Source organism: Nocardia sp. NPDC058244 (assembly GCF_042882065.1).
In the GTDB taxonomy this organism is placed as follows: Bacteria; Actinomycetota; Actinomycetes; order Mycobacteriales; family Mycobacteriaceae; genus Nocardia.
Window position 1 is genome coordinate 146,394 of the sequence record NZ_JBHVWX010000002.1, and the last position, 18,790, is coordinate 165,183.

Below are 18,790 nucleotides of genomic sequence, written 5' to 3' on the forward strand. Positions count from 1 at the left end.
AGCCGGCGTGCCCCCCCCCCAACCCCCCCCCCCGCGGCGCGGTGTATTTTTGGTGGGGCGCTCACAATATCCGATTTAGCCCCGGCCGCCGGGGCCACTGCTAATCCCCCCCCCCCCACGGCGGTCACCTCAGGGTGCATGGTCATGGCCAGGAAGCGATCAGGAGATGGCGTTGATCGCGGTGGTCAGCTTGGTCTTGAAGGCGTCCGGCAGCGGCACGTAGCCGGCGTCGGCCAGACCGGCCTGACCGTTGGTGACGACCGAGGTCAGGAACGCCTTGACGGCCTTGCTGGTCTCGGCGTCGGCGTACTTGGAGCACACGATCTCGTAGGTCGCCATCATGATCGGGTAGGAGCCCGCGGCGGTCGGCTTGTAGAACGAGCTGGTGTCGAGCACCAGGTCGTTGCCCTCGCCCTTGACCTTCACACCGTCGATCGACTTACCGGCCGACTCGGCCGACAGCTTGACCGGGTCCTTGGACGCGGAGGTGATGATCTGCGCGATCGACAGGCTCTGTGCCTTGGCGAAGGACCACTCGTTGTAGGTGATCGAGTTCTTGGTGTTCTTGATCGCGGCCGAGGTGCCCTCGTTGCCCTTGGCGCCTTCACCGACACCGCCGTTGAAGGTCTTGCCGCCGCCCTTGCCCCACGCGCCGTCGGAGGCGGCGTCGAGGTAGAGCTGGAAGTTGTCGGTGGTGCCCGACTCGTCGGAGCGGAAGATCACGGCGATCTTCTCCGCCGGCAGCTTGGCGTTGGGGTTCAGCGCCTTGATCTCGGGGGCATCCCAGGTGGCGACGGAGCCGTTGAACACCTTGGCGGCGGTCGGGCCGTCGAGGACCAGGTCGGTCACGCCGTCGACGTTGTAGGTGATGGCGATCGGGCCGAAGACGGTCGGCAGGTTCCACGCCGGGGCACCGCAGCGCTCCTGAGCCTTGGCCGGCTCTTCCTTCTTCGAGCTCAGCGCCGAGTCGGAGCCACCGAAATCGGTCTGGCCGCCGATGAACTCGTTCACGCCCGCGCCGGAGCCGCTGGAGGTGTAGTTCAGGGTGTAGCCGTCGCAGTTGTTCTCGTACGCGGCGACGAAGCGCTCCATGGCGTTCTTCTGCGAGGAGGCACCGGACGCCTTCAGCGCCTTCTTGCCGCCGCAGGCGACGCTGGTGTTGGCGGCGTTGCTGGTGTCACCCGTGGTGTTGTCATCGCTGCCACAGGCGGCCAGGGTCATGGCGCCCGCGGCGACGACGCCGACCAGGGCACTGGTGCGCTTGAAGTTCACTTTTCCTCCGACATTGCTGACGACTCGCTCGGTCCCTCACCGGCCCGGGCGAGTTGGGCGGTGCGGATCGCGGGGAAACGCGCGCACCAGGCGACGACTGTGCCGCCCAGAAGTAACGTAAGGTCGCCCGGTTGACAGTTGGCCCGACGTGGGTTAACGCAAAATGAACAGCCCGGCGCGATTAGGGCCACGATTGTGACGTTTGCCCCAGTTTTACTCGCGCGTACCCCGTCAGCCGCGCACTATTCAGCGGCGCTGAAGAATTCACCGCGGGTGTGAGGTGTCTCGCACCCGGTCAGGACGCCGCGTAGGCGACGTCGATATGCGCGGGCGCGAACCCGAGCCGGGTGTAGGTGTGCACGGCGGCCGTGTTGTCGGCCTCGGTGTAGAGCAGCACCTCGGCGAGCCCTTCCGCGCGCAGGTACCGCAGCCCGGCCAGGGTCAGCAGCCTGCCGAGACCGCGCCCCTGCGCGGCCGGATCGATGCCGACCACGTAGACCTCGCCCGCGGGCGCGGCGTCCGGATGCGCCTTGGTCCAGTGGAAACCGAGCAGGCGGGCCGGATCGGCGGCGTCGAAGGCCAGGAACAGCCCGGCCGGGTCGAACCAGGATTCGGCGCGGCGGGCGGCGATGTCGCGCTCGGTCCAGCCGCCCTGCTCGGGATGCCAGGCGAAGGCGGCGTTGTTGACGCGCAGTAGTTCGGCGTCGTCGGCGGGACCGGCGTAGGTGCGCAGGACGAGGTCGTCCGGCACCACCAGCTCGGGTAGCTCCGGTGTTGCCAGCGAGCGGCGCATCTGCCACAGTTCGCGCGCGGTGACCAGTCCGAGGCCGGCGGCGAGCGCCTTGGCGGCGGGCAGGTCACCGTGCGCCCACACCCGCGCGCCGGGTCCGCCCTCGGCCAGCGCGGCGCGCACCAGCTCGGTGCCGACACCGGCGCCCCGGGCCGCCGGGTCGACCGCGACCTCGGCCATGGCGGGATGTTCGGCATGTGCCGCAACGAGATTCGCGTAACCGACGAGTTCGCCACCGCGTTCGGCGAGCAGATGCCTGGTCGCCGGGTCGGTCTCGGCGAGGGACAGCACGGCCTGTTCGGAGACCGGCGCGACGCCGTCGGCGGCCTTCGCCCTGGCGAGCAGCTCGCGCACCAGCGGCGCGGTGTCCGGCTCGACCCGGTCGGTCCAGGTCAGGGTTGCTGTCTGCGACATCGACGTCCTCCTCGCTGTGCGCGGCGCGCCGTTGCCGCGCCGCGCCGTACCGTCCTGGCGCTGCTCGGCGCGACTACTGCGCGGTGCCGTTGAGCGGGGCCAGCGTGTCGTCGCCGTCGACGTCCTCGTCGGGGAAACTCACCACATCGCCCTTGGCCGCGGGCGTCCTGGCCGGGCGCACCGCCTTGTAGCCGACGTTGCGCACGGTGCCGATCAGCGATTCGTACTCACTGCCCAGCTTGGCGCGCAGGCGCCGCACGTGCACGTCGACGGTGCGGGTGCCGCCGAAGAAGTCGTAGCCCCACACCTCCTGCAGCAGCTGGGCGCGGGTGAAGACCCGGCCCGCGTGCTGGGCGAGGTACTTGAGCAGCTCGAATTCCTTGTAGGTGAGGTCGAGCGGGCGGCCGCGCAGCCGCGCGGTGTAGGTGCCCTCGTCGATCACCAGCTCACCCAGGGTGATCTTGCCCGTGTTCTCGGGGCTGGCCACGCCACCGTTGCGGCCGACCAGCAGGCGCAGGCGCGCGTCCAGCTCGGCGGGGCCGGTACCGGGGAGCAGGATGTCGTCCAGGCCCCAGTCCGCGTTGACGGCCACCAGACCGCCCTCGGTCAGCACCGCGACGACCGGCACCGAGGAGCCGGTGCTGCCGAGCAGCCTGCACAGCCCCCTGGCCGCGGCCAGGTCGGTTCTGGCGTCGACCAGCGCGACGTCGGCACTCCCCGCCTCCAGCAGGGACGACACCTCGGTCGGCGCGGGCCGCACGTTGTGCGCCAGCAGCGACAACGACGGCAACACCGCATCGGGGTTGGGGTCGGAGGTCAGTAGGAGCAGCTCCACCGGGCTCTCCTCCTATCTCGTGGCTCCGCGGACGACAGCAGCCGCGTAGCTACGTCGCCGAAACACAGGTAAGTCGTCTGCAACATTAGCGCGTGCGCGGCCATGACCTCGCAACATGGTGGCCACGAGGTAACGCGTCGGCGCGCGCTTCGCCCGAACGGTAGCGCCGGATAGGCTGGCTCGCATGCGCAAGCTGATCATCGGGCTGCTGTGCCTGGCCGGTGTGGCGGTGGTGATCGATTTCGGCGCCGCCGCCTACACCGAGTACCACGTATCGCGGCAACTGCGGGCCGGAGCCGATCTGTCGGCCGACCCCGAAGTGACCATCAAGGGATTCCCGTTCATCGCCCAGGCGGTGTCGGGCCGCTACGACGACGTCCTGGTCCGCGCCCGCAGCATGCGCCCCGACATCCCGGGTGAGATCGCGCTCGAGGCCAATCTCTACGGGCTGCACGCCTCGGCGAGTCAGCTGATCGACGGCACGGCGCGCGCGGTGCAGGTGGACCGGGTCGAGGCCCAGATGGCGATCGAGCCGACCGAGCTCGGCCGCCTGTTCGGCATCCCCGATCTGCAGGTCCTCGGCCCGCCCGCCGACAAGGCCGACGGCACCGGCGGTTCGGGCGGTTCCGGCCTGACGACCGCGGGCGCCCATGTGCTCAAGGGCACACTGCCGGTCGCGCCCAACGGCCGGATCCTCGCGCCGGGCGTCACCCCGTCGAACAACACGACCAGGGTCGAAGTGCAGGTCGAGGCCGACCTGATGCTGGACGGGGACAAGATCCGGATCCAGGCCACCCGCTTCTACAAGGACCGCTCCGCCACCGCGGACACCCCGGTCTCGACCACCAAGACCGAGATCCTCGACGTCGATCGGCCCGCGGTGCTCGAGCGCTTCAGCCGTACGATCGACACCAAGGAATTGCCGTTCGGCATCGCCCCCACCGAAGTGGAGGCCAAGGGTGGCCAGATCATCGTCTACGGTGTCGGCCGCTCCCTGACCATCGACCTGGACCGATTGCTGCAACCATGATCGAACTAGCCATCCTCGCCGCCGTCGTGCTGGCCGCCGTCGCGGTGGGCCTGCTGCTGCGGCGCAACCAGGGCCGGGTCCGCCCGGCCGCCCTCGACCCCGAGACCGCGCAGCGCGCCCGCCTGCTCGACGCGGCGGGCGTCACCGGCGCCACCCCCGCGGTGCTGCATTTCTCGGCCGACTGGTGCGGCCCGTGCGACGCGGTGCGCCGCGTGGTCGCCGGCGTCACCGCTGACCTCGCCACGTCCCCGAACGCCCCGCGCGACATCGAGATCGACATCGACGCCGACCCCGCGCTGGCAAGGGAGCTCAACGTCCTCTCGCTGCCGACGACCTTCGTCTTCGACGCCGACGGCAAGGAGCGTTTCCGCATCTCCGGGGTGCCGAAGGCGGGCGATCTGCGCACCGCGCTGGAACCGCTGACAGTGTGATCTGGCCCCTTGTTCCGGGGGGCCGGGACATTTCCCGACGAGACCGGGTAAACTACTCTCCGTGCAATCCGACCACGAGCTGATGCTCACCCGACGCCGCACAGTTGATCTGTGTCGGCTCGGTGGTTGTTGCTGCCTGTGCCGCTGAACGGTCGGCTTCTCTCCCGAGATTCCTGACGCCGACCTCTGTCCGCCGCGCGAGTGATCGACACGATCCCCCGGCGAACTGCAGTTCCCACTGAATCGACTCAGCGCAGGAGTTCGCACCATGACCATTTCCCCTGATGCCACCCCCCGGGTGGATGTTCGCGGGCCGCGTTTCGTGGCCTGGATCACCACCGGTGTGCTGGTTCTCGTGCTCGTCACCGCCGCCTTCTCGACCGTCGCCGCCGCGATCCTGATCGGCCTGCAGGCCGTCGTGTTCGCGATCGGCGCGTCCGGCGGCCCCGCCAAGCACCCGTACGGCCGGATCTACGCCGCGCTCGTCGCGCCGCGCAACGGTCCGACCACCGAGACCGAGCCCGTGCCGCCGCTGCGTTTCGCGCAGCTGCTCGGCTTCGCGTTCGCCGGTCTCTCCCTGCTGGGCTTCGCGCTCGGCTCCCCGATCGTCGGCGCGGTGTTCGCCGGCTTCGCCCTGTTCGCGGCGTTCCTGAACGCGGCGTTCGGGGTCTGCCTGGGCTGCCAGATCTACCCGCTGGTGGCCCGCTTCCGCCGGTCCACTGCCCCGGCATCGAACTGAACCCCTGCAAGTCATCTCTGAAAGGAACAACATGGCTCGCTCCGATGTCCTGGTCTCCGTTGACTGGGCCGAAGAGAACCTCAACGCCCCCGGCGTCGTCTTCGTCGAGGTCGACGAGGACACCTCCGCCTACGAGGGTGGCCACATCGAGGGCGCCGTCCGGCTGGACTGGAAGACCGACCTGCAGGATCAGGTTCGTCGCGACTTCGTGAACCAGGAGCAGTTCTCCGACCTGCTCTCCGCGCGCGGCATCGCCAACGACGACACCGTCGTGCTGTACGGCGGCAACAACAACTGGTTCGCGGCGTACGCCTACTGGTACTTCAAGCTGTACGGCCACAACGACGTCAAGCTGCTCGACGGTGGCCGCAAGAAGTGGGAGCTCGACGGTCGTCCGCTCTCGCGTGACGCGGTCTCGCGCCCGGCCACCCAGTACAAGGCCGCCGCCCCCGACACCTCGATCCGCGCGTTCCGCGACGAGGTCATCGCGGCCATCGGCGCCAAGAACCTGGTCGACGTGCGTTCGCCCGACGAGTTCTCCGGCAAGATCCTGGCGCCCGCGCACCTGCCGCAGGAGCAGAGCCAGCGTCCCGGCCACATCCCCGGCGCGATCAACGTGCCGTGGAGCAAGGCGGCCAACGAGGACGGCACCTTCCGTTCCGACGCCGAGCTCGCCGAGCTGTACAAGGACGCGGGCCTGGACGGCGAGAAGGAGACCATCGCCTACTGCCGCATCGGTGAGCGTTCCTCGCACACCTGGTTCGTGCTGCAGGAGCTGCTGGGCCACCAGAACGTCAAGAACTACGACGGCAGCTGGACCGAATACGGTTCGCTCGTCGGTGCACCTATCGAGTTGGGAGCGTAAATCTATGTGTGCAGCACCTACCCAGGGTCAGGCCATCCCGGCCGGCGTCGACGTGGAGAAGGAGACGGTCATCACCGGCCGCGTCCTGAGCGCCGACGGTCAGCCGGTGGGCGGCGCGTTCGTGCGTCTGCTCGACGGCAACGGTGATTTCACCGCCGAGGTCGTTGCCTCCGGCACCGGTGACTTCCGCTTCTTCGCCGCGCCGGGTTCGTGGACCCTGCGCGCGCTGTCCTCGTCGGGCAACGGCTCGGCCGAGGTCCGCCCCGAGGGCGCCGGCATCCACTCGGTGGACGTCGAGGTCGCGAAGTAAGTACCTCACAACGGCCCTGGTAGTTCCTGTGCGGGAACTACCAGGGCCGTTTTCGTGTCCGCCCGGCGGAGTCGCTAGACTCCGATCGTGGTCCTCTTCTTCGAGATTCTCCTCATCGCCGTGTCGATCCTCATCGGCTGGTTCGGCCTGTACGTCTTCTACCGGCTGTTCACCGAGTCATGAGCGGGCTCGCGAGCGAGGGTTCCGATCCGGCCGAGCGAGCGAGCACCGAGCACGACGCTCCGGCCGAGCGTCGAAGCGGCGACGAGGCAGTGAACACCGCTGTCGAACGCGCGAAAGAGACCGGCGTCCGAAACATTTCGGTCCTGCCGGGTCTTCCGCTGCCCGAGGACACCGCGAATCTGCGCGAGGGTCCCGATCTGAACCACGCCATGCTGGCGTTGCTGCCGCTGGTCGGCGTGTGGCGCGGCGAGGGCGAGGGCAATCACTCCACCGACGGCGACTACCGCTTCGGCCAGCAGATCGTCGTCTCGCACGACGGCGGCGACTACCTGATCTGGGAGTCGCAGACCTGGAAGCTCGACGGCGAGGGCAATTTCGAGCGCACCGATCTGCGCGAGAGCGGCTTCTGGCGCGTCGGCACCGAGGGTGACGACGAGATGCTCGAACTCCTGCTCACCCACAGCAACGGCATCGTCGAACTGTTCTACGGCACCGCCCGCACCCAGTCCTCCTGGGAACTGGCCACCGACGTGGTGATCCGCAGCCAGTCCGGCGCGGTCGTCGGCGGCGCCAAGCGCCTCTACGGCATCGTCGAGGGCGGCGACCTGGCCTACGTCGAGGAGCGCGTCGACGCCGACGGCGCCCTCGAACCCCGTCTCTCCGCCCGCCTGCAGCGCTACATCGGCTGACAGACGCACCGAAGGCCCCGCACGTACCCGTGCGGGGCCTTCGACGTTCTCCGGTGGAAATGGAGCGACCCCCGAGCCGTTCCGCCACGCTCGAGAACATGACGGTCCCGGTTGGATAGTCCGGGGGCTCGGGGGTCGGGTGACTGCCTGGGATTCGCTCAGCGCACCGCTGGGGAATCTCCCGCAGTGGTGCTGCTAGCGGGCAGCCACCTCACGCATCCGATGAACATACATTCTTCAGACCACCTCCTCTCTTGTGTACCGACGAATCTATCGGTGCGCCGCGAGGTCGGCAATTGATTTTCTCGCGGGCCTGACCTGGGCGGATGCCGGTCAGTGCGCGGGGTGGACGACATGGCGGGCACCGGTCGCGTCGACGGTGACGATCGTGTCGGCGCGGTGGTGCGCCGGGAGCTGGTGGGTGACCACCACGACCGTCCGATCCGGGGCGACCAAGCCGCTGTCGATGTCGAGCAGGTCCAGCAGCAGCCGCTCCCCCTCGGCGGCCGCCAGGTGCTCGGTGGGCTCGTCGAGCAGCAGGGTGTGTGCCGGGGCGACGAGCGCGCGAGCGAGCAGGAGGCGGCGGCGCTGACCACCCGAGACCGTGGCCGCACCCGCCGTGAGCCCGGTGTGCACCCCGTCGGGCAGGGAATCCAGCCAGGGGCCGAGGCCGACCAGGCGCAGTGCGGCCGCGGCGTCTTCGGTCGTCAGATCGCCCTTGGCGACCCGCAGGTTCTCCAGGATCGAGGTGCCGAACAGATGGGCGTCTTCGGCGAAGAAGGTGACGCCGTCGCGCGGGGTGTCGAACAGGCCCGCCCAGGCCATGAGCAGCGTCGTCTTGCCCGCACCGCTGGGCCCGACGACGACGATGCGACGGCCGTCTGGCAGCGGAATTCGCGACGAGGACGATTCCTCGCCCGGCCCGCGCCCTGGTTCCGCCGCACTGTGGGCAGCAGTGCCGTGATCTGCGGTGTCGGTCGGGCCGGTCGCGGCAGTCGCAGCCGGCGCGGCAGTCCTGCCCGGCGCGGTGGCCCCGACATCGGTATGGGACGCCTCGAGCGCGGCAGCGTCGGTCGTGGCGGTTTCGGCGGCGCGGAGGCGGTGGAGGGCGGCTCGGGAGGTGGTAAGGGTGGTCGCGGCGGCCGGGAGGGCGCCGACGGCTTCGAAGGCCGACAGGGGGACGAGGACCAGGATGGTGAGGGCCATCGGGGTCATGCCGCCGGGGAGGCCGCCGGTCGGGCCGTAGGCCGCGATGCCGACCAGGAGCGCGCCGAGCGCGCTGACGCCGATCGAGAGCGGGGTGGCCGCGGCGGCCCACGCGCTGTGCGCGGCGGCGGTGTCCTCGGCCCGCACCGCGCGCCCATTCGCCGTGTCCGCCTGGGCGAGTGCCGCGTGGAGCTTGCCCGCCACCCGCAGTTCGGCCGCGTGGTCGAGCACGGTGACCGCTTCCGCCGTGAACTCCGCACGATCGGCCCGCACCGCCTGCTCGGCTTCCCGCGCCGCCACCCCCGCCAGCCAGGGCGCGAGCATCCCCGAAACAGCAAGGGCGACAGCCAGAATCCCCGCCGCGGGCACCGAGATGAACGCGATCAGCCCGATCGCGGCCAGCGACAGGATCACCGCCACCGCGACCGGAACCAGCACCCGCACCACCACCGCACCGAGATCATCGATATCGGCCCCGACCCGCACCATCAGATCCCCCCGCCGCATCTCCCGCAGATCGCCACCACCCGAGATCACAGGCAGTTCACCGCTCCGGCGCGAATTCACCCCCACGTCGACGCCGCTGTCCGGATACTCGGGCAGATCACCGGCGCCCCTCCCCGAATCGACGGCCGCGCCCGGCAGATCAGCACGTCCGTCGAACGACATCGCCGCGAGCCGGTCCGCCGACGACCCGCCCCACCACCAGATATCCGCATGCGCGAGCGTGCGATACACCGTCGTCCGCGCCGTCGTCATCGCCCGCAGCGCCACATCATGGGTGGCCAGCCGCTCCAGATAGCGGCACAGCCCGCGCGAGATGCCGAGTGCCCGCACCGCGACCACCGCCACGCTCAGGTACAGCACCGGCGGCATCTGCCAGGCCCGTGCGATCAACCAGGCCGCCAGCGCGGCCAGCGCGAGCCCGCTGCCCAGCGCCGCCACACCCCAGGCGATCGCCACCACGACCCGCCACGGCGAGAGCGCCAGCAATCGCCACATCTCCCGCAGGTCCCCGAGCAACGACCCGCCCCCGGAACCCCCACGCACCGACCCGATTCCACTCACGACACCGACACCCCCTCCACACCACGAACGCCGACGTCGCCCCGTCCCCGCCCGCGCGATCCGGAATCGTCGACACCGTGGCAGCCGATGCCATTGTCCGGCTGCGCATCCGGTGACGCACCCTTGCCGGGCACGGCAAGCGGCCTAGCGGGGTCGACGGAGTGCTCGCCACCGGGCGCTGTCGGTGGCTGGGCGGAATCGGGGTCTTCGACGCCGGGCGCGCTGCTCCCGACCACCTCCACGACGACATCGGCGGCCGCCAGGACGGTCGGGCGGTGGCCGACGATGACGACGGTCGCGCCCGCGGTGGCGAGATTGCGCAGGGTGGTGAGCACCTGTTGTTCGCTGTGGGAATCGAGGTGGGCGGTGGGTTCGTCGAGCAGAAGGACGGGGCGGCGGGCGGCCAGGACGCGGGTGAGGGCGAGGCGCTGGCGCTGGCCGAGGGACAGGCCCAGACCGCCCTGACCCACCCGGGTGTCCCAGCGGGCGGGGAGTTCGTCGAGGACGGTGTCGAAACCCGTTGCGGCGCTGATCTCGTCGAGGTCGGCGGCGGTGGAGTGCGCGTCGAGTAGTTCGATGTTCTCGCGCAGGGTGCCGGGGACCAGCACCGGGCGCTGGGGCAGCCAGGCGATGTGGGCCCACCAGGTGTCCGGGTCGAGCGCGCGGACGTCGGCGCCGTCGACTTCGACCGCGCCCGCATCGGGTGCGATCAGGCCCAGAATCGCTTGCAGCGTGGTGGATTTGCCGCATCCGTTCGGCCCGGTGAGCACCGTGATCAGGCCCGGGGCCAGGTCCGCGGTCAGGCGATCGGGCGCGCTCCCGGATCGCGCTGCGATGGTCAACCCCCGCACCACGATGCGCGGTCCCGCATGCCTACCGCGGTCCGCACGGCACGGGGCGATCTCTGTTGCGCCGGGCCGCGAGCCCGGCGAATCCGCGTGATCGGCCGACGAATTCGCCGATTCCAGGACCGCGAAAGCCCTGTCGGCCGCCGCCATCCCGTCCTGCGCCGCGTGGAACTTCTCCCCCACCTGCCGCAGCGGCCAGTACACCTCCGGCGCGAGGATCAGCGCGACGAGCCCGGCGTACAAGGTCATCTCGCCGTAGACCAGCCGCAGGCCGATCGCGACGGCGATCAGCGCGACGCTCAGCGTCGCCAGCGATTCCAGCACCATCGAGGACAGGAAGGCGATCCGCAGCGCGCGCATGGTCCGCTGCCGCAGCGAATCCCCCAGCGCCCGCACCTGATTCACCATGCTGGGCCCGTCGGGCCCCTCGCGGCCGAGGGCACGCAGCGTCGGCATGCCGGCGAACAGGTCGAGCAGCTGATCGGACAGCCGGGTGGTCGCGGCGAGGGTCGCCTCGGCGCGGCCCTGGGTGAGCAGCCCGATGAGGATCATGAACACGGGGATCAGCGGCACCGTGATGATCGCGATCATGGCCGAGGTCGGATCGTGGAAGGCGATGACCACCAGCACGATCGGCGGCACCAGGCAGGCCAGCAGCAGGGCGGGCAGATAGCCGGTGAACCACCCGCGCAGCCCGCTGAGGCCGTTGCCGACGACCACCGCGATCTCGGTGCGATGGGCATCGAGTTCGCGTGGCGGCAGTTCGGCACCGGCCCGCAGCACCGCCGATTCGAGTTCGGCGACGACCGTCGCACCGGCCCGGTGGGCCAGCCGCGCCTGCCACCAGCTCGCCACGGCGCGCACCACGACCGCGATCGACAGGCCGATCAATTCGCCTGTCCACGCGCCGAACTCACGCTTGCCGGGATCGGTGATCACCCCCGCCAGCACCCGGCCGAGCAGCACCGCCAGCACCACGATGGTCGCGGTGATGACCAGCGCGAGCAGCACCGACACCACCAGATGCGGCCGGGCCGAACGGGCGTACTTCCACAGCCGCGGGTCGACGGGCGGACGCCTGCCCGGCTGCTGCCGCTCGGCGGCCGATCCGTCCGCGGCCGCGTCCGCCCGTGTCATCGCTCAGTCCTTGCTGCGCAGCGGCAGACCGGTCGGCGCCGGGATCTGCTCGACGGTCAGCCGCTGGCGGAACACCCAGTAGGTCCAGCCCTGGTAGACCAGCACCACCGGGGTGGCCAGCACCGCGGCCCAGCTCATCACCTTCAGCGTGTACGCGCTGGAGGCGGCGTTGTAGATGTTCAGGTCGTAGAGCGGGCTGATGGTCGAGGGCAGCACGGTCGGGTACATCGAGCCCACGATGAGCACGGTCGCCGAGGCCACGGTCACCGTGGTGCCGACGAACGCCCAGCCGTCGCGGCCCGCCACGTTCGCCGCACCGGTGAGCACCAGGCCGAGCACCGCCGTCACCAGCACCGCCCAGGTCCAGCCGGTGCCGTAGGCGAGCTGGGTCCACAGCCCGAACGCGCCGACGACCACCGCGGTCGGCACCAGCAGCAGCCGGACGATGCGCTGGGCGTCGTCGCGGACCTCGCCGCCGGTCTTGAGGACCAGGAACACCGCGCCGTGCAGGGCGAACAGGATGCCGGTCGCCAGGCCACCGAGCAGGGCGTACGGGCTGAGCAGATCCCACACCGAGCCGACGATCTGCCGCTCCGCGTTCAGCGGCACGCCGCGCACCAGGTTCGCGAACACCCAGCCCCAGGCCAGCGCGGGGATCCAGGAGCCGATCCCGATGCCGATATCGCACCAGGCCCGCCATTTCGGATCGTTGATCTTGGCGCGGTACTCGATCGCGCAGATCCGCAGGATCAGCGCCACCAGCAGGAGCAACAGCGCCAGGTAGAACCCGGAGAACATGCTCGCGTACCACTCGGGGAACGCCGCGAACATCGCGCCGCCCGCGGTGATCAGCCACACCTCGTTGGCGTCCCACACGGGTCCGATCGTGTTGAGCACGACCCGCTTACGGGTATCGGAGCCCTTGCCGAGGATCGGCATCAGCATGCCGACGCCGAAGTCGAAGCCCTCCAGCACGAAGTAGCCGGTGAAGAGCACGCCGATCAGGACGAACCAGAATTGCTGCAGATCCATCACCGGCTCCTAGTAAGCGAAGGAAAGTTGCTCGACGGCAGGCTCTTCCGGTTTGCGATGCCTGCCGGTGTCCGGGCCGTCGGGCCCGTCGTCCGGGGTCGGCGGCGTCGGCGCGTCCGGCCCGGCGATCGTGTACCGGCGGATGAGGTAGAACCACACCACCGCCAGCACGCCGTAGAGCAGGGTGAACACGATCAGCGAGAACACCACCGTCGCCGGCGCGTGGTCGGAGACGGCCTGCTGCACCGTCATCCGGATGTTCGGGTCGCCGGTCGGGTTGGGCACCACCGCCCACGGCTGACGGCCCATCTCGGTGAACACCCAGCCCGCGCTGTTGGCCAGGAAGGGCGTGGGGATCGCGATCAGGCAGAGCCAGGAGAACCAGCGCTGGTCGGGCACGCGGCCGCCGCGGGTCACCCAGAAGCCGACGAGCAGCAGCAGCACCGAACCGGCGGCCAGGCCGATCATCGCGCGGAACGACCAGTAGGTGACGAACAGGTTCGGCCGGTAGTCGCCGGGACCGTACTTGACGGTGTAGGTCTGCTGCAGGTCGACGACGCCGTCGAGGGTGACGCCGGTGAACTGGCCCTCGGCCAGGTACGGCAGCACGTAGGGCACCTCGAGCACGTGGGTGACGCTGTCGCAGTTGTTGTGCGTGCCGACGGTCAGGATGGAGAAGTCGGGGTCGGTCTGGGTGTGGCACAGCGATTCCGCCGAGGCCATCTTCATCGGCTGCTGTTCGAACATCAGCTTGCCCTGGATGTCACCGGTGAAGATCACCGCGACGCCGGCCAGCGCGACCACCACCAGCGAGGCCCGCCCGACCGGGCGCCACATCGTGCGCGCCTCGTCGAGTTTCGCCGGGTCGCCGCTGCGCGCGTTGCGCACCATCCACCAGCCGGCGATACCGGCGACGAAGGTGCCCGCGGTGAGGAACGCGCCCGCGACGACGTGCGGGAACGCGGCCAGCGTCGTGTTGTTGGTGAGCAGCGCCCAGATGCTGTCCAGCTCGGCGCGTCCGGTCTCGGGGTTGTAGTGCGCGCCGACCGGGTGCTGCATGAACGAGTTCGCGGCGACGATGAAGTAGGCCGAGGCGTTCACGCCGAACGCGACGATCCAGATCGTGGCCAGGTGCACCAGTTTCGGGAGCCGGGTCCAGCCGAAGATCCACAGGCCGATGAACGTCGACTCCATGAAGAACGCGATGAGCGCTTCCAGCGCCAGTGGCGCGCCGAAGACGTCACCGATGAAGCGGGAGTACTCGCTCCAGTTCATCCCGAACTGGAATTCCTGGACGATGCCGGTCGCGACGCCGATGGCGAAGTTGATCAGGAACAGTTTGCCGAAGAACTTCGTGAGGCGGTACCAGTGTTCCTTGCCGGTGATCACCCAGGCGGTCTGCATCATGGCGATCAGCGGCGCGAGACCGATGGTCAGCGGTACGAAGATGAAGTGATAGACGGTGGTGATTCCGAATTGCCACCGGGAGACGTCCACAATGTCCATCCGACCCTCCAGCTTCTACTACGACAAGTCGTAGTAGATCGTACGCCCGGATTTACCCCCGTGGCGCGTGACAACCGCCACGACACGCCGAAAAGTTGCTGCACGATTGGATATACGCGGTCCGACCGGGCAATCCCGGCGCCGCAGGGGCACGCCCACCCGTGCCCCTCACACGACTCACCAGTCGCCGATGGTCCCCGGCCGCTCGATCCCCAGATCCACCATATCGATGATTTCCTGCGCGTTGTCCGGTGCCGACATGCGCACACCGTCGAGCTGGTTCACCCGCGCGGCCAGCGTGATGCTCGACAGCAGCCAGATGCTGTCGCAGTCGAACAGGTCGGCGGTGAACAGCGACTGGTACTTGCACTCCCAGCCCTGCTTCTCGGCGACCGCGAACAGCGAACGCTGGGTTACCCCGGGCAGCACACCGCTCTTCGCGGGCGGGGTGATGAGCTGCTTGTCACGGGCGATCACCACGGTCGAGCGCGGGCCCTCGAGCACGCGGTGCTCGGTGCTGTGGAAGATCACGTCCTCGGCGCCCATCCGCCGGGCGAAGCGCAGCGCGGCCATGTTGGTCGCGTAGGACAGCGTCTTCGCGCCGAGCAGCTGCCACGGCGCGGCCTGCGCGAGGTCGACCGAGATGCCGCGGGCCAGCGACATCACCTTGACGCCTTCGGCGCGGGCGGTCGCGACGCGGGCCGGGACCGGGGAGACGAGCACATACGCGGTGGGCTTCGGGTCCGTCGAGGTCAGGCCGGTCGGCGCGTCGTATTCCGAGTCACGGCCGCGGGTGTAGATCAGCCGCAGCAAGCCCTCTTCCTCGGCACCCCATTCCTTGACCGCGACCTCGACGGCGGCGCGCCACTTCGACAGTCCCGGCTCCGGCAGATCCAGCGCCTGCGCCGAGCGGCGCAGCCTGGCCAGGTGGAATTCCAGCGCGGTCGCCGTGCCGCCGCGCACCAAAATAGTTTCGAAGACGCCATCGCCGCGCAGTGCGCCTATGTCGTCGGCATAAAGCGACGGCGCGTCCGCATCAGCGACCGCGCCGTCGAGTGTCACAAGAACCCGTTCTCCCATGTGACGAGCGTAGGCGTTATCGGTCCGTTATGCCTATGGCTGCTCCAATTCGGACGCCCGGCTGCGGCGCGTGTCGGTGGACGCGCCTACAGTGGGTGATGTGTCGGTGGTCGTCGCCCCCAGTCCTGTTCTCCACACTCCGGGTGCTGTCGCGGGCGCGCCGGGTTCCCCGGACGCTGCCGTCGCCTGGCATTACGGCGATCCGTTCGGTGAACAGAAGGCCGCCGCGCAGCAAGTCGCGGTGGTCGATCGCTCCCATCGCGCCGTCGCCACGATCACCGGCGCCGAGCGCCTGAGCTGGCTGCACACCATCACCAGCCAGCACATCGCCGCGCTGCCCGACGGGCACAGCGCCGAGAATCTCGACCTCGACCTCAACGGCCGCGTGCAGCACCACTTCGTGCTCACCGACCTCGACGGCACCGCCTGGCTCGACACCGAGGCCGAGCGCGGTGCCGAACTGCTGTCGTTCCTGCAGAAGATGGTCTTCTGGGCCGACGCCAAGCCCGTGGCCGCGCCCGACTACGCCGTACTGAGCCTGCTCGGCCCGCAGGTCGGCACGCTGCTCGGCGCGCTCGGCATCGATGCGCTGCCCGAGGTGTACGTCGCCGTGGCGCTGCCGGGCGGCGGCTTCCTGCGCCGGATGCCGTGGCCGGGTGAGGACGCCTTCGACCTCGTCGTCCCGCGCGCCGACCTCACCGCCTGGTGGAGCAAGCTCACCCAGGCCGGGGCCGCGCCGGCGGGCATGTGGGCCTTCGAGGCGCTGCGGGTGGCCGCGCTGCGGCCGCGCATCGGCGTCGACACCGACGAGCGCACCATCCCGCACGAGGCCCGCTGGATCGGCGGCGTCGACGAGCACGGCGCGGTGCACCTGAACAAGGGCTGCTACCGCGGCCAGGAGACGGTCGCCCGGGTGCACAACCTGGGCAAGCCACCGCGCAACCTGGTGCTGCTGCACCTGGACGGTTCCGCCGACGAGCGCCCGGCCACCGGCGACGACGTCACCGCGGGCGGCCGCACCGTCGGCAGGCTCGGCACCGTCGTCGACCACTACGAACTCGGTCCGATCGCGCTGGCGCTGGTCAAGCGGTCGGTCCCCGCCGGCACCGAACTGGTGGTCGGCACCATGGCCGCCGCCATCGACCCCGACTCCGTCCCCGCCGACGACGTCGTGCAGGCGGGCCGGGCCGCCGTCGACCGGCTGCGCGGGCGATGAGCCGCCCGCTCCTGCGTGTCGGTGACACCGGCCGGGTCGAGGCCGTGTGCGTCGTGCACGCCGAGATCGAGGTCCGCGGCCGGGTCGGCCGCAGCGCGATCGACAAGCGTCCCGTCGACGGCCGGGTCGCGGTGAGCGCGCTCGGCCTGGCCGGTGACCACGTCTGCGACACCGTCAACCACGGCGGCGTGCACCAGGCCGTCTACGCCTACGACGAGCACGATGCCCGCCGCTGGGGCGGCGAACTCGACCGCGACCTGCCCGCCGGCTGGTTCGGCGAGAACCTGCGGCTGAGCGGGCTGCCGATCAGCGACGCGGTGCTCGGCGCGCACCTCACGATCGGCGACACCCTGCTCGAGGTCAGCGCGCCGCGGGTGCCCTGCTCGAGCTTCCAGCAGTGGACCGGCGAACGGCAGTGGGTGAAGCGCTTCACGCTGCGCTCCGACACCGGCGCCTACTTCCGGGTGCTGACCGAGGGCACGATCGGCGCGGGCGACGAGGCGCGCGTGGTGCACGTCCCCGCGCACGGCATCACCGTGCGCGACGTGTTCACCGGCGCCGACCCCGCCCTGCTCGAACGTCTGCGGACCGAGGAGCCGACCATCTCCGACGACGTCCGCAGGCAGATCGACCGGCACACCAGAACCCGCGCCGACGTCGACCTGGAGGTGCGGTCATGAGCGTGGAACTGGTCGAGGTCGTTCGCTCGGGCTTCCGTGAGTGCGTGCACCGCGGGTCGGTGGTGGTGCTCGACGCCGACGGCACCCCGACGCTCGAACTCGGTGAGGTGCACGGCCCGATCTTCCCGCGTTCGACCAACAAGCCGATGCAGGCGCTGACCCTGCTGCGCAACGGTTTCGACCCCGTCGACGACGACGAACTGGCCGTGGCCACCGCCTCGCATTTCGGCGAGCCCGACCACATCGCCCTGGTCCGCAGGCTGCTCGACCGCTACGGCTTCAGCCCGACCGACCTCGCCTGCCCGCCCGACCTGCCCTTCGAGGAGCGGGCCCGTGCCGCCGCGCTCACCGGCTCTGGCCCGAGCCCGCTGTACATGAACTGCTCGGGCAAACACGCGGCGATGCTGGCCACCTGCGTGATCAACGACTGGCCGCGCACCGGGTATCTCGACGTCGAGCACCCGTTGCAGCAGGCCGTACTCGCCACCGTCGCCGACGTCACCGGCGAACCGGAGACCGACCTGGGCATCGACGGCTGCGGCCTGCCGATCGTGCCCGTCTCGCTGATCAATCTCGCGCGCGCGTTCGCCGGCTTCACCACGGCCGAGCCCGGTACCGCGCCGCGCCGGATCGCCGATGCCGTTCGGGCGAATCCGCGAGTGATTTCGGGCACGAAGGGCCCGGACCTGCTGGCCATGGCGGCGACCCCCGGCCTGTTCTGCAAGATCGGCGCGGACGGCGTGCACGCGGGCGCGCTCCCCGACGGCCGGGCCTTCGCGTACAAGATCGACGACGGTCACGACCGGGCCAGGATGCCGCTGACGCTGGCGATTCTGCGCAGGCTCGGGGTCGACTGGACCGACCGGCACACCGACCTCGCGGCCACCGCGGTGCTCGGCGGCGACGCCAGAGTCGGCGTCATCCGGGCGATCCCGGGAGTGCTCTGAGACCAGGCGGTTCGGGCGAAGAAGGGGCAAACGGCGGCGGTTCGGTAGTTCTTCACCCACTCCTGGGAGCGCGACCGTCTAACACACGCTAAAGTGTCTGTCAGGAAGAGTATTAATTCGAACGGGGCCGCCAACAAACCCCAGGCCGCCCCGCAGTGACGCGAGGGGGTCAGCCATGGGCCGTGGCCGGGCTAAGGCAAAGCAGACCAAAGTCGCACGTGAGCTCAAGTACAGCTCCGCGCCGACCGACTTCGCGAGCCTTCAGCGCGAGCTGTCGGATAGCACTCCGCACTCTCAACCGAGAAGTGGCGGCGTGATTTCCGATGAGCACGACGCAGACGAGTCGGCATCCCGTTGGAACAACGAGGACGACGACTACGACAGCTGGCGCCGCTGACCGAACGCCGGTGAAGGGGGAGGCCAACGCGGCCTCCCCCTTCAGCCGTTGTCCGGTCCACGGCGCCAGGCTCGCAGGAGTACGGCGAACATCCGAATAGACGACGAGCGTCCTG

The 18,790-nt window shown here is 69.9% G+C and carries 18 protein-coding genes; 10 read left to right on the forward strand and 8 right to left on the reverse strand.

The features are described 5' to 3' along the window. Positions 1–159 precede the first annotated feature (159 nt). The 3 genes from pstS to ACFVW6_RS06830 form a co-directional block, all read right to left on the reverse strand. On the reverse strand, positions 160–1,272 hold the full coding sequence (gene pstS / locus ACFVW6_RS06820; RefSeq protein ID WP_357346324.1) for a phosphate ABC transporter substrate-binding protein PstS: 1,113 nt from the start codon (positions 1,270–1,272) through the stop codon (positions 160–162). A gap of 295 nt (positions 1,273–1,567) precedes the next feature. Beyond that, complete coding sequence (gene mshD / locus ACFVW6_RS06825; protein ID WP_378825383.1) at positions 1,568–2,476, reverse strand: mycothiol synthase; 909 nt, start codon at positions 2,474–2,476, stop codon at positions 1,568–1,570. Between the two features lie 73 nt (positions 2,477–2,549). Next, positions 2,550–3,311: a response regulator transcription factor gene (locus ACFVW6_RS06830; protein WP_355270996.1), complete on the reverse strand. Its 762-nt coding sequence runs from the start codon at positions 3,309–3,311 to the stop codon at positions 2,550–2,552. 184 nt (positions 3,312–3,495) lie between these two features. On the opposite strand from ACFVW6_RS06830, the gene ACFVW6_RS06835 reads away from it, so the two are divergent. The 6 genes from ACFVW6_RS06835 (at position 3,496) to ACFVW6_RS06860 (ending at position 7,558) form a co-directional block, all read left to right on the forward strand. Beyond that, positions 3,496–4,341: an LmeA family phospholipid-binding protein gene (locus tag ACFVW6_RS06835; RefSeq protein WP_355270994.1), complete on the forward strand. Its 846-nt coding sequence runs from the start codon at positions 3,496–3,498 to the stop codon at positions 4,339–4,341. Then, on the forward strand, positions 4,338–4,772 hold the full coding sequence (locus ACFVW6_RS06840; protein ID WP_355270993.1) for a thioredoxin family protein: 435 nt from the start codon (positions 4,338–4,340) through the stop codon (positions 4,770–4,772). The genes ACFVW6_RS06835 and ACFVW6_RS06840 overlap by 4 nt, the downstream gene beginning before the upstream one ends. 268 nt (positions 4,773–5,040) lie before the next feature. Next, positions 5,041–5,511: a DUF4395 domain-containing protein gene (locus tag ACFVW6_RS06845; RefSeq protein ID WP_378825379.1), complete on the forward strand. Its 471-nt coding sequence runs from the start codon at positions 5,041–5,043 to the stop codon at positions 5,509–5,511. Positions 5,512–5,542: 31 nt separating this feature from the next. Next, complete coding sequence (locus ACFVW6_RS06850; protein WP_357346321.1) at positions 5,543–6,376, forward strand: sulfurtransferase; 834 nt, start codon at positions 5,543–5,545, stop codon at positions 6,374–6,376. 4 nt (positions 6,377–6,380) lie between these two features. Next, a complete protein-coding gene (locus tag ACFVW6_RS06855) occupies positions 6,381–6,686 on the forward strand; it encodes a DUF1416 domain-containing protein (protein WP_022565856.1) in 306 nt (101 codons plus the stop codon). Positions 6,687–6,865: 179 nt separating this feature from the next. Continuing rightward, positions 6,866–7,558, forward strand: coding sequence for an FABP family protein (locus ACFVW6_RS06860; protein ID WP_357346320.1), 693 nt, complete (start codon positions 6,866–6,868; stop codon positions 7,556–7,558). A gap of 333 nt (positions 7,559–7,891) precedes the next feature. Here ACFVW6_RS06860 and cydC read toward each other — a convergent pair whose 3' ends face one another. The 5 genes from cydC to ACFVW6_RS06885 form a co-directional block, all read right to left on the reverse strand. Continuing rightward, a complete protein-coding gene (gene cydC / locus ACFVW6_RS06865; RefSeq protein ID WP_378825724.1) occupies positions 7,892–9,766 on the reverse strand; it encodes a thiol reductant ABC exporter subunit CydC in 1,875 nt (624 codons plus the stop codon). A 62-nt stretch (positions 9,767–9,828) separates the two neighbouring features. Beyond that, complete coding sequence (gene cydD, locus ACFVW6_RS06870; RefSeq protein WP_378825375.1) at positions 9,829–11,817, reverse strand: thiol reductant ABC exporter subunit CydD; 1,989 nt, start codon at positions 11,815–11,817, stop codon at positions 9,829–9,831. A 3-nt stretch (positions 11,818–11,820) separates the two neighbouring features. Continuing rightward, complete coding sequence (gene cydB / locus ACFVW6_RS06875) at positions 11,821–12,849, reverse strand: cytochrome d ubiquinol oxidase subunit II (protein WP_378825372.1); 1,029 nt, start codon at positions 12,847–12,849, stop codon at positions 11,821–11,823. A gap of 9 nt (positions 12,850–12,858) precedes the next feature. Then, positions 12,859–14,355 carry a cytochrome ubiquinol oxidase subunit I gene (locus ACFVW6_RS06880; RefSeq protein ID WP_378825369.1) on the reverse strand — a complete coding sequence of 499 codons (1,497 nt, stop codon included), beginning with the start codon at positions 14,353–14,355 and terminating at the stop codon, positions 12,859–12,861. 177 nt (positions 14,356–14,532) lie between these two features. Next, positions 14,533–15,435, reverse strand: coding sequence for an aminodeoxychorismate lyase (locus ACFVW6_RS06885; protein ID WP_378825367.1), 903 nt, complete (start codon positions 15,433–15,435; stop codon positions 14,533–14,535). Between the two features lie 91 nt (positions 15,436–15,526). Between ACFVW6_RS06885 and ACFVW6_RS06890 the strand changes: the two genes are divergently transcribed. The 4 genes from ACFVW6_RS06890 to ACFVW6_RS06905 all read left to right on the forward strand — a co-directional run bounded on the left by ACFVW6_RS06890 (position 15,527) and on the right by ACFVW6_RS06905 (position 18,675). Then, the gene (locus ACFVW6_RS06890) at positions 15,527–16,651 is read left to right on the forward strand and encodes a YgfZ/GcvT domain-containing protein (protein ID WP_378825365.1); all 1,125 of its coding nucleotides are present in this window, start codon (positions 15,527–15,529) and stop codon (positions 16,649–16,651) included. Continuing rightward, positions 16,648–17,331: an MOSC domain-containing protein gene (locus ACFVW6_RS06895; protein ID WP_378825363.1), complete on the forward strand. Its 684-nt coding sequence runs from the start codon at positions 16,648–16,650 to the stop codon at positions 17,329–17,331. The genes ACFVW6_RS06890 and ACFVW6_RS06895 overlap by 4 nt, the downstream gene beginning before the upstream one ends. Continuing rightward, a complete protein-coding gene (locus tag ACFVW6_RS06900) occupies positions 17,328–18,278 on the forward strand; it encodes an asparaginase (RefSeq protein WP_355270975.1) in 951 nt (316 codons plus the stop codon). Before ACFVW6_RS06895 ends, ACFVW6_RS06900 begins: the two co-directional genes overlap by 4 nt. Before the next feature lie 175 nt (positions 18,279–18,453). Further along, on the forward strand, positions 18,454–18,675 hold the full coding sequence (locus tag ACFVW6_RS06905) for a DUF3073 domain-containing protein (protein WP_355270973.1): 222 nt from the start codon (positions 18,454–18,456) through the stop codon (positions 18,673–18,675). The last annotated feature ends 115 nt before the right edge of the window (positions 18,676–18,790 follow it).

What these genes read in the sequence shown, in the direction of transcription:
- ACFVW6_RS06885 (WP_378825367.1), bottom strand. Translation starts at nt 15,435, where the DNA reads ATGGGAGAACGGGTTCTTGTGACACTCGACGGCGCGGTCGCTGATGCG.
- ACFVW6_RS06900 (WP_355270975.1), top strand. Translation starts at nt 17,328, where the DNA reads ATGAGCGTGGAACTGGTCGAGGTCGTTCGCTCGGGCTTCCGTGAGTGC.
- ACFVW6_RS06835 (WP_355270994.1), top strand. Translation starts at nt 3,496, where the DNA reads ATGCGCAAGCTGATCATCGGGCTGCTGTGCCTGGCCGGTGTGGCGGTG.
- ACFVW6_RS06840 (WP_355270993.1), top strand. Translation starts at nt 4,338, where the DNA reads ATGATCGAACTAGCCATCCTCGCCGCCGTCGTGCTGGCCGCCGTCGCG.
- ACFVW6_RS06895 (WP_378825363.1), top strand. Translation starts at nt 16,648, where the DNA reads ATGAGCCGCCCGCTCCTGCGTGTCGGTGACACCGGCCGGGTCGAGGCC.
- ACFVW6_RS06905 (WP_355270973.1), top strand. Translation starts at nt 18,454, where the DNA reads ATGGGCCGTGGCCGGGCTAAGGCAAAGCAGACCAAAGTCGCACGTGAG.
- ACFVW6_RS06850 (WP_357346321.1), top strand. Translation starts at nt 5,543, where the DNA reads ATGGCTCGCTCCGATGTCCTGGTCTCCGTTGACTGGGCCGAAGAGAAC.
- ACFVW6_RS06855 (WP_022565856.1), top strand. Translation starts at nt 6,381, where the DNA reads ATGTGTGCAGCACCTACCCAGGGTCAGGCCATCCCGGCCGGCGTCGAC.
- mshD (WP_378825383.1), bottom strand. Translation starts at nt 2,476, where the DNA reads ATGTCGCAGACAGCAACCCTGACCTGGACCGACCGGGTCGAGCCGGAC.
- cydB (WP_378825372.1), bottom strand. Translation starts at nt 12,849, where the DNA reads ATGGATCTGCAGCAATTCTGGTTCGTCCTGATCGGCGTGCTCTTCACC.
- cydD (WP_378825375.1), bottom strand. Translation starts at nt 11,817, where the DNA reads ATGACACGGGCGGACGCGGCCGCGGACGGATCGGCCGCCGAGCGGCAG.
- ACFVW6_RS06845 (WP_378825379.1), top strand. Translation starts at nt 5,041, where the DNA reads ATGACCATTTCCCCTGATGCCACCCCCCGGGTGGATGTTCGCGGGCCG.
- ACFVW6_RS06860 (WP_357346320.1), top strand. Translation starts at nt 6,866, where the DNA reads ATGAGCGGGCTCGCGAGCGAGGGTTCCGATCCGGCCGAGCGAGCGAGC.
- cydC (WP_378825724.1), bottom strand. Translation starts at nt 9,766, where the DNA reads ATGTGGCGATTGCTGGCGCTCTCGCCGTGGCGGGTCGTGGTGGCGATC.
- ACFVW6_RS06880 (WP_378825369.1), bottom strand. Translation starts at nt 14,355, where the DNA reads ATGGACATTGTGGACGTCTCCCGGTGGCAATTCGGAATCACCACCGTC.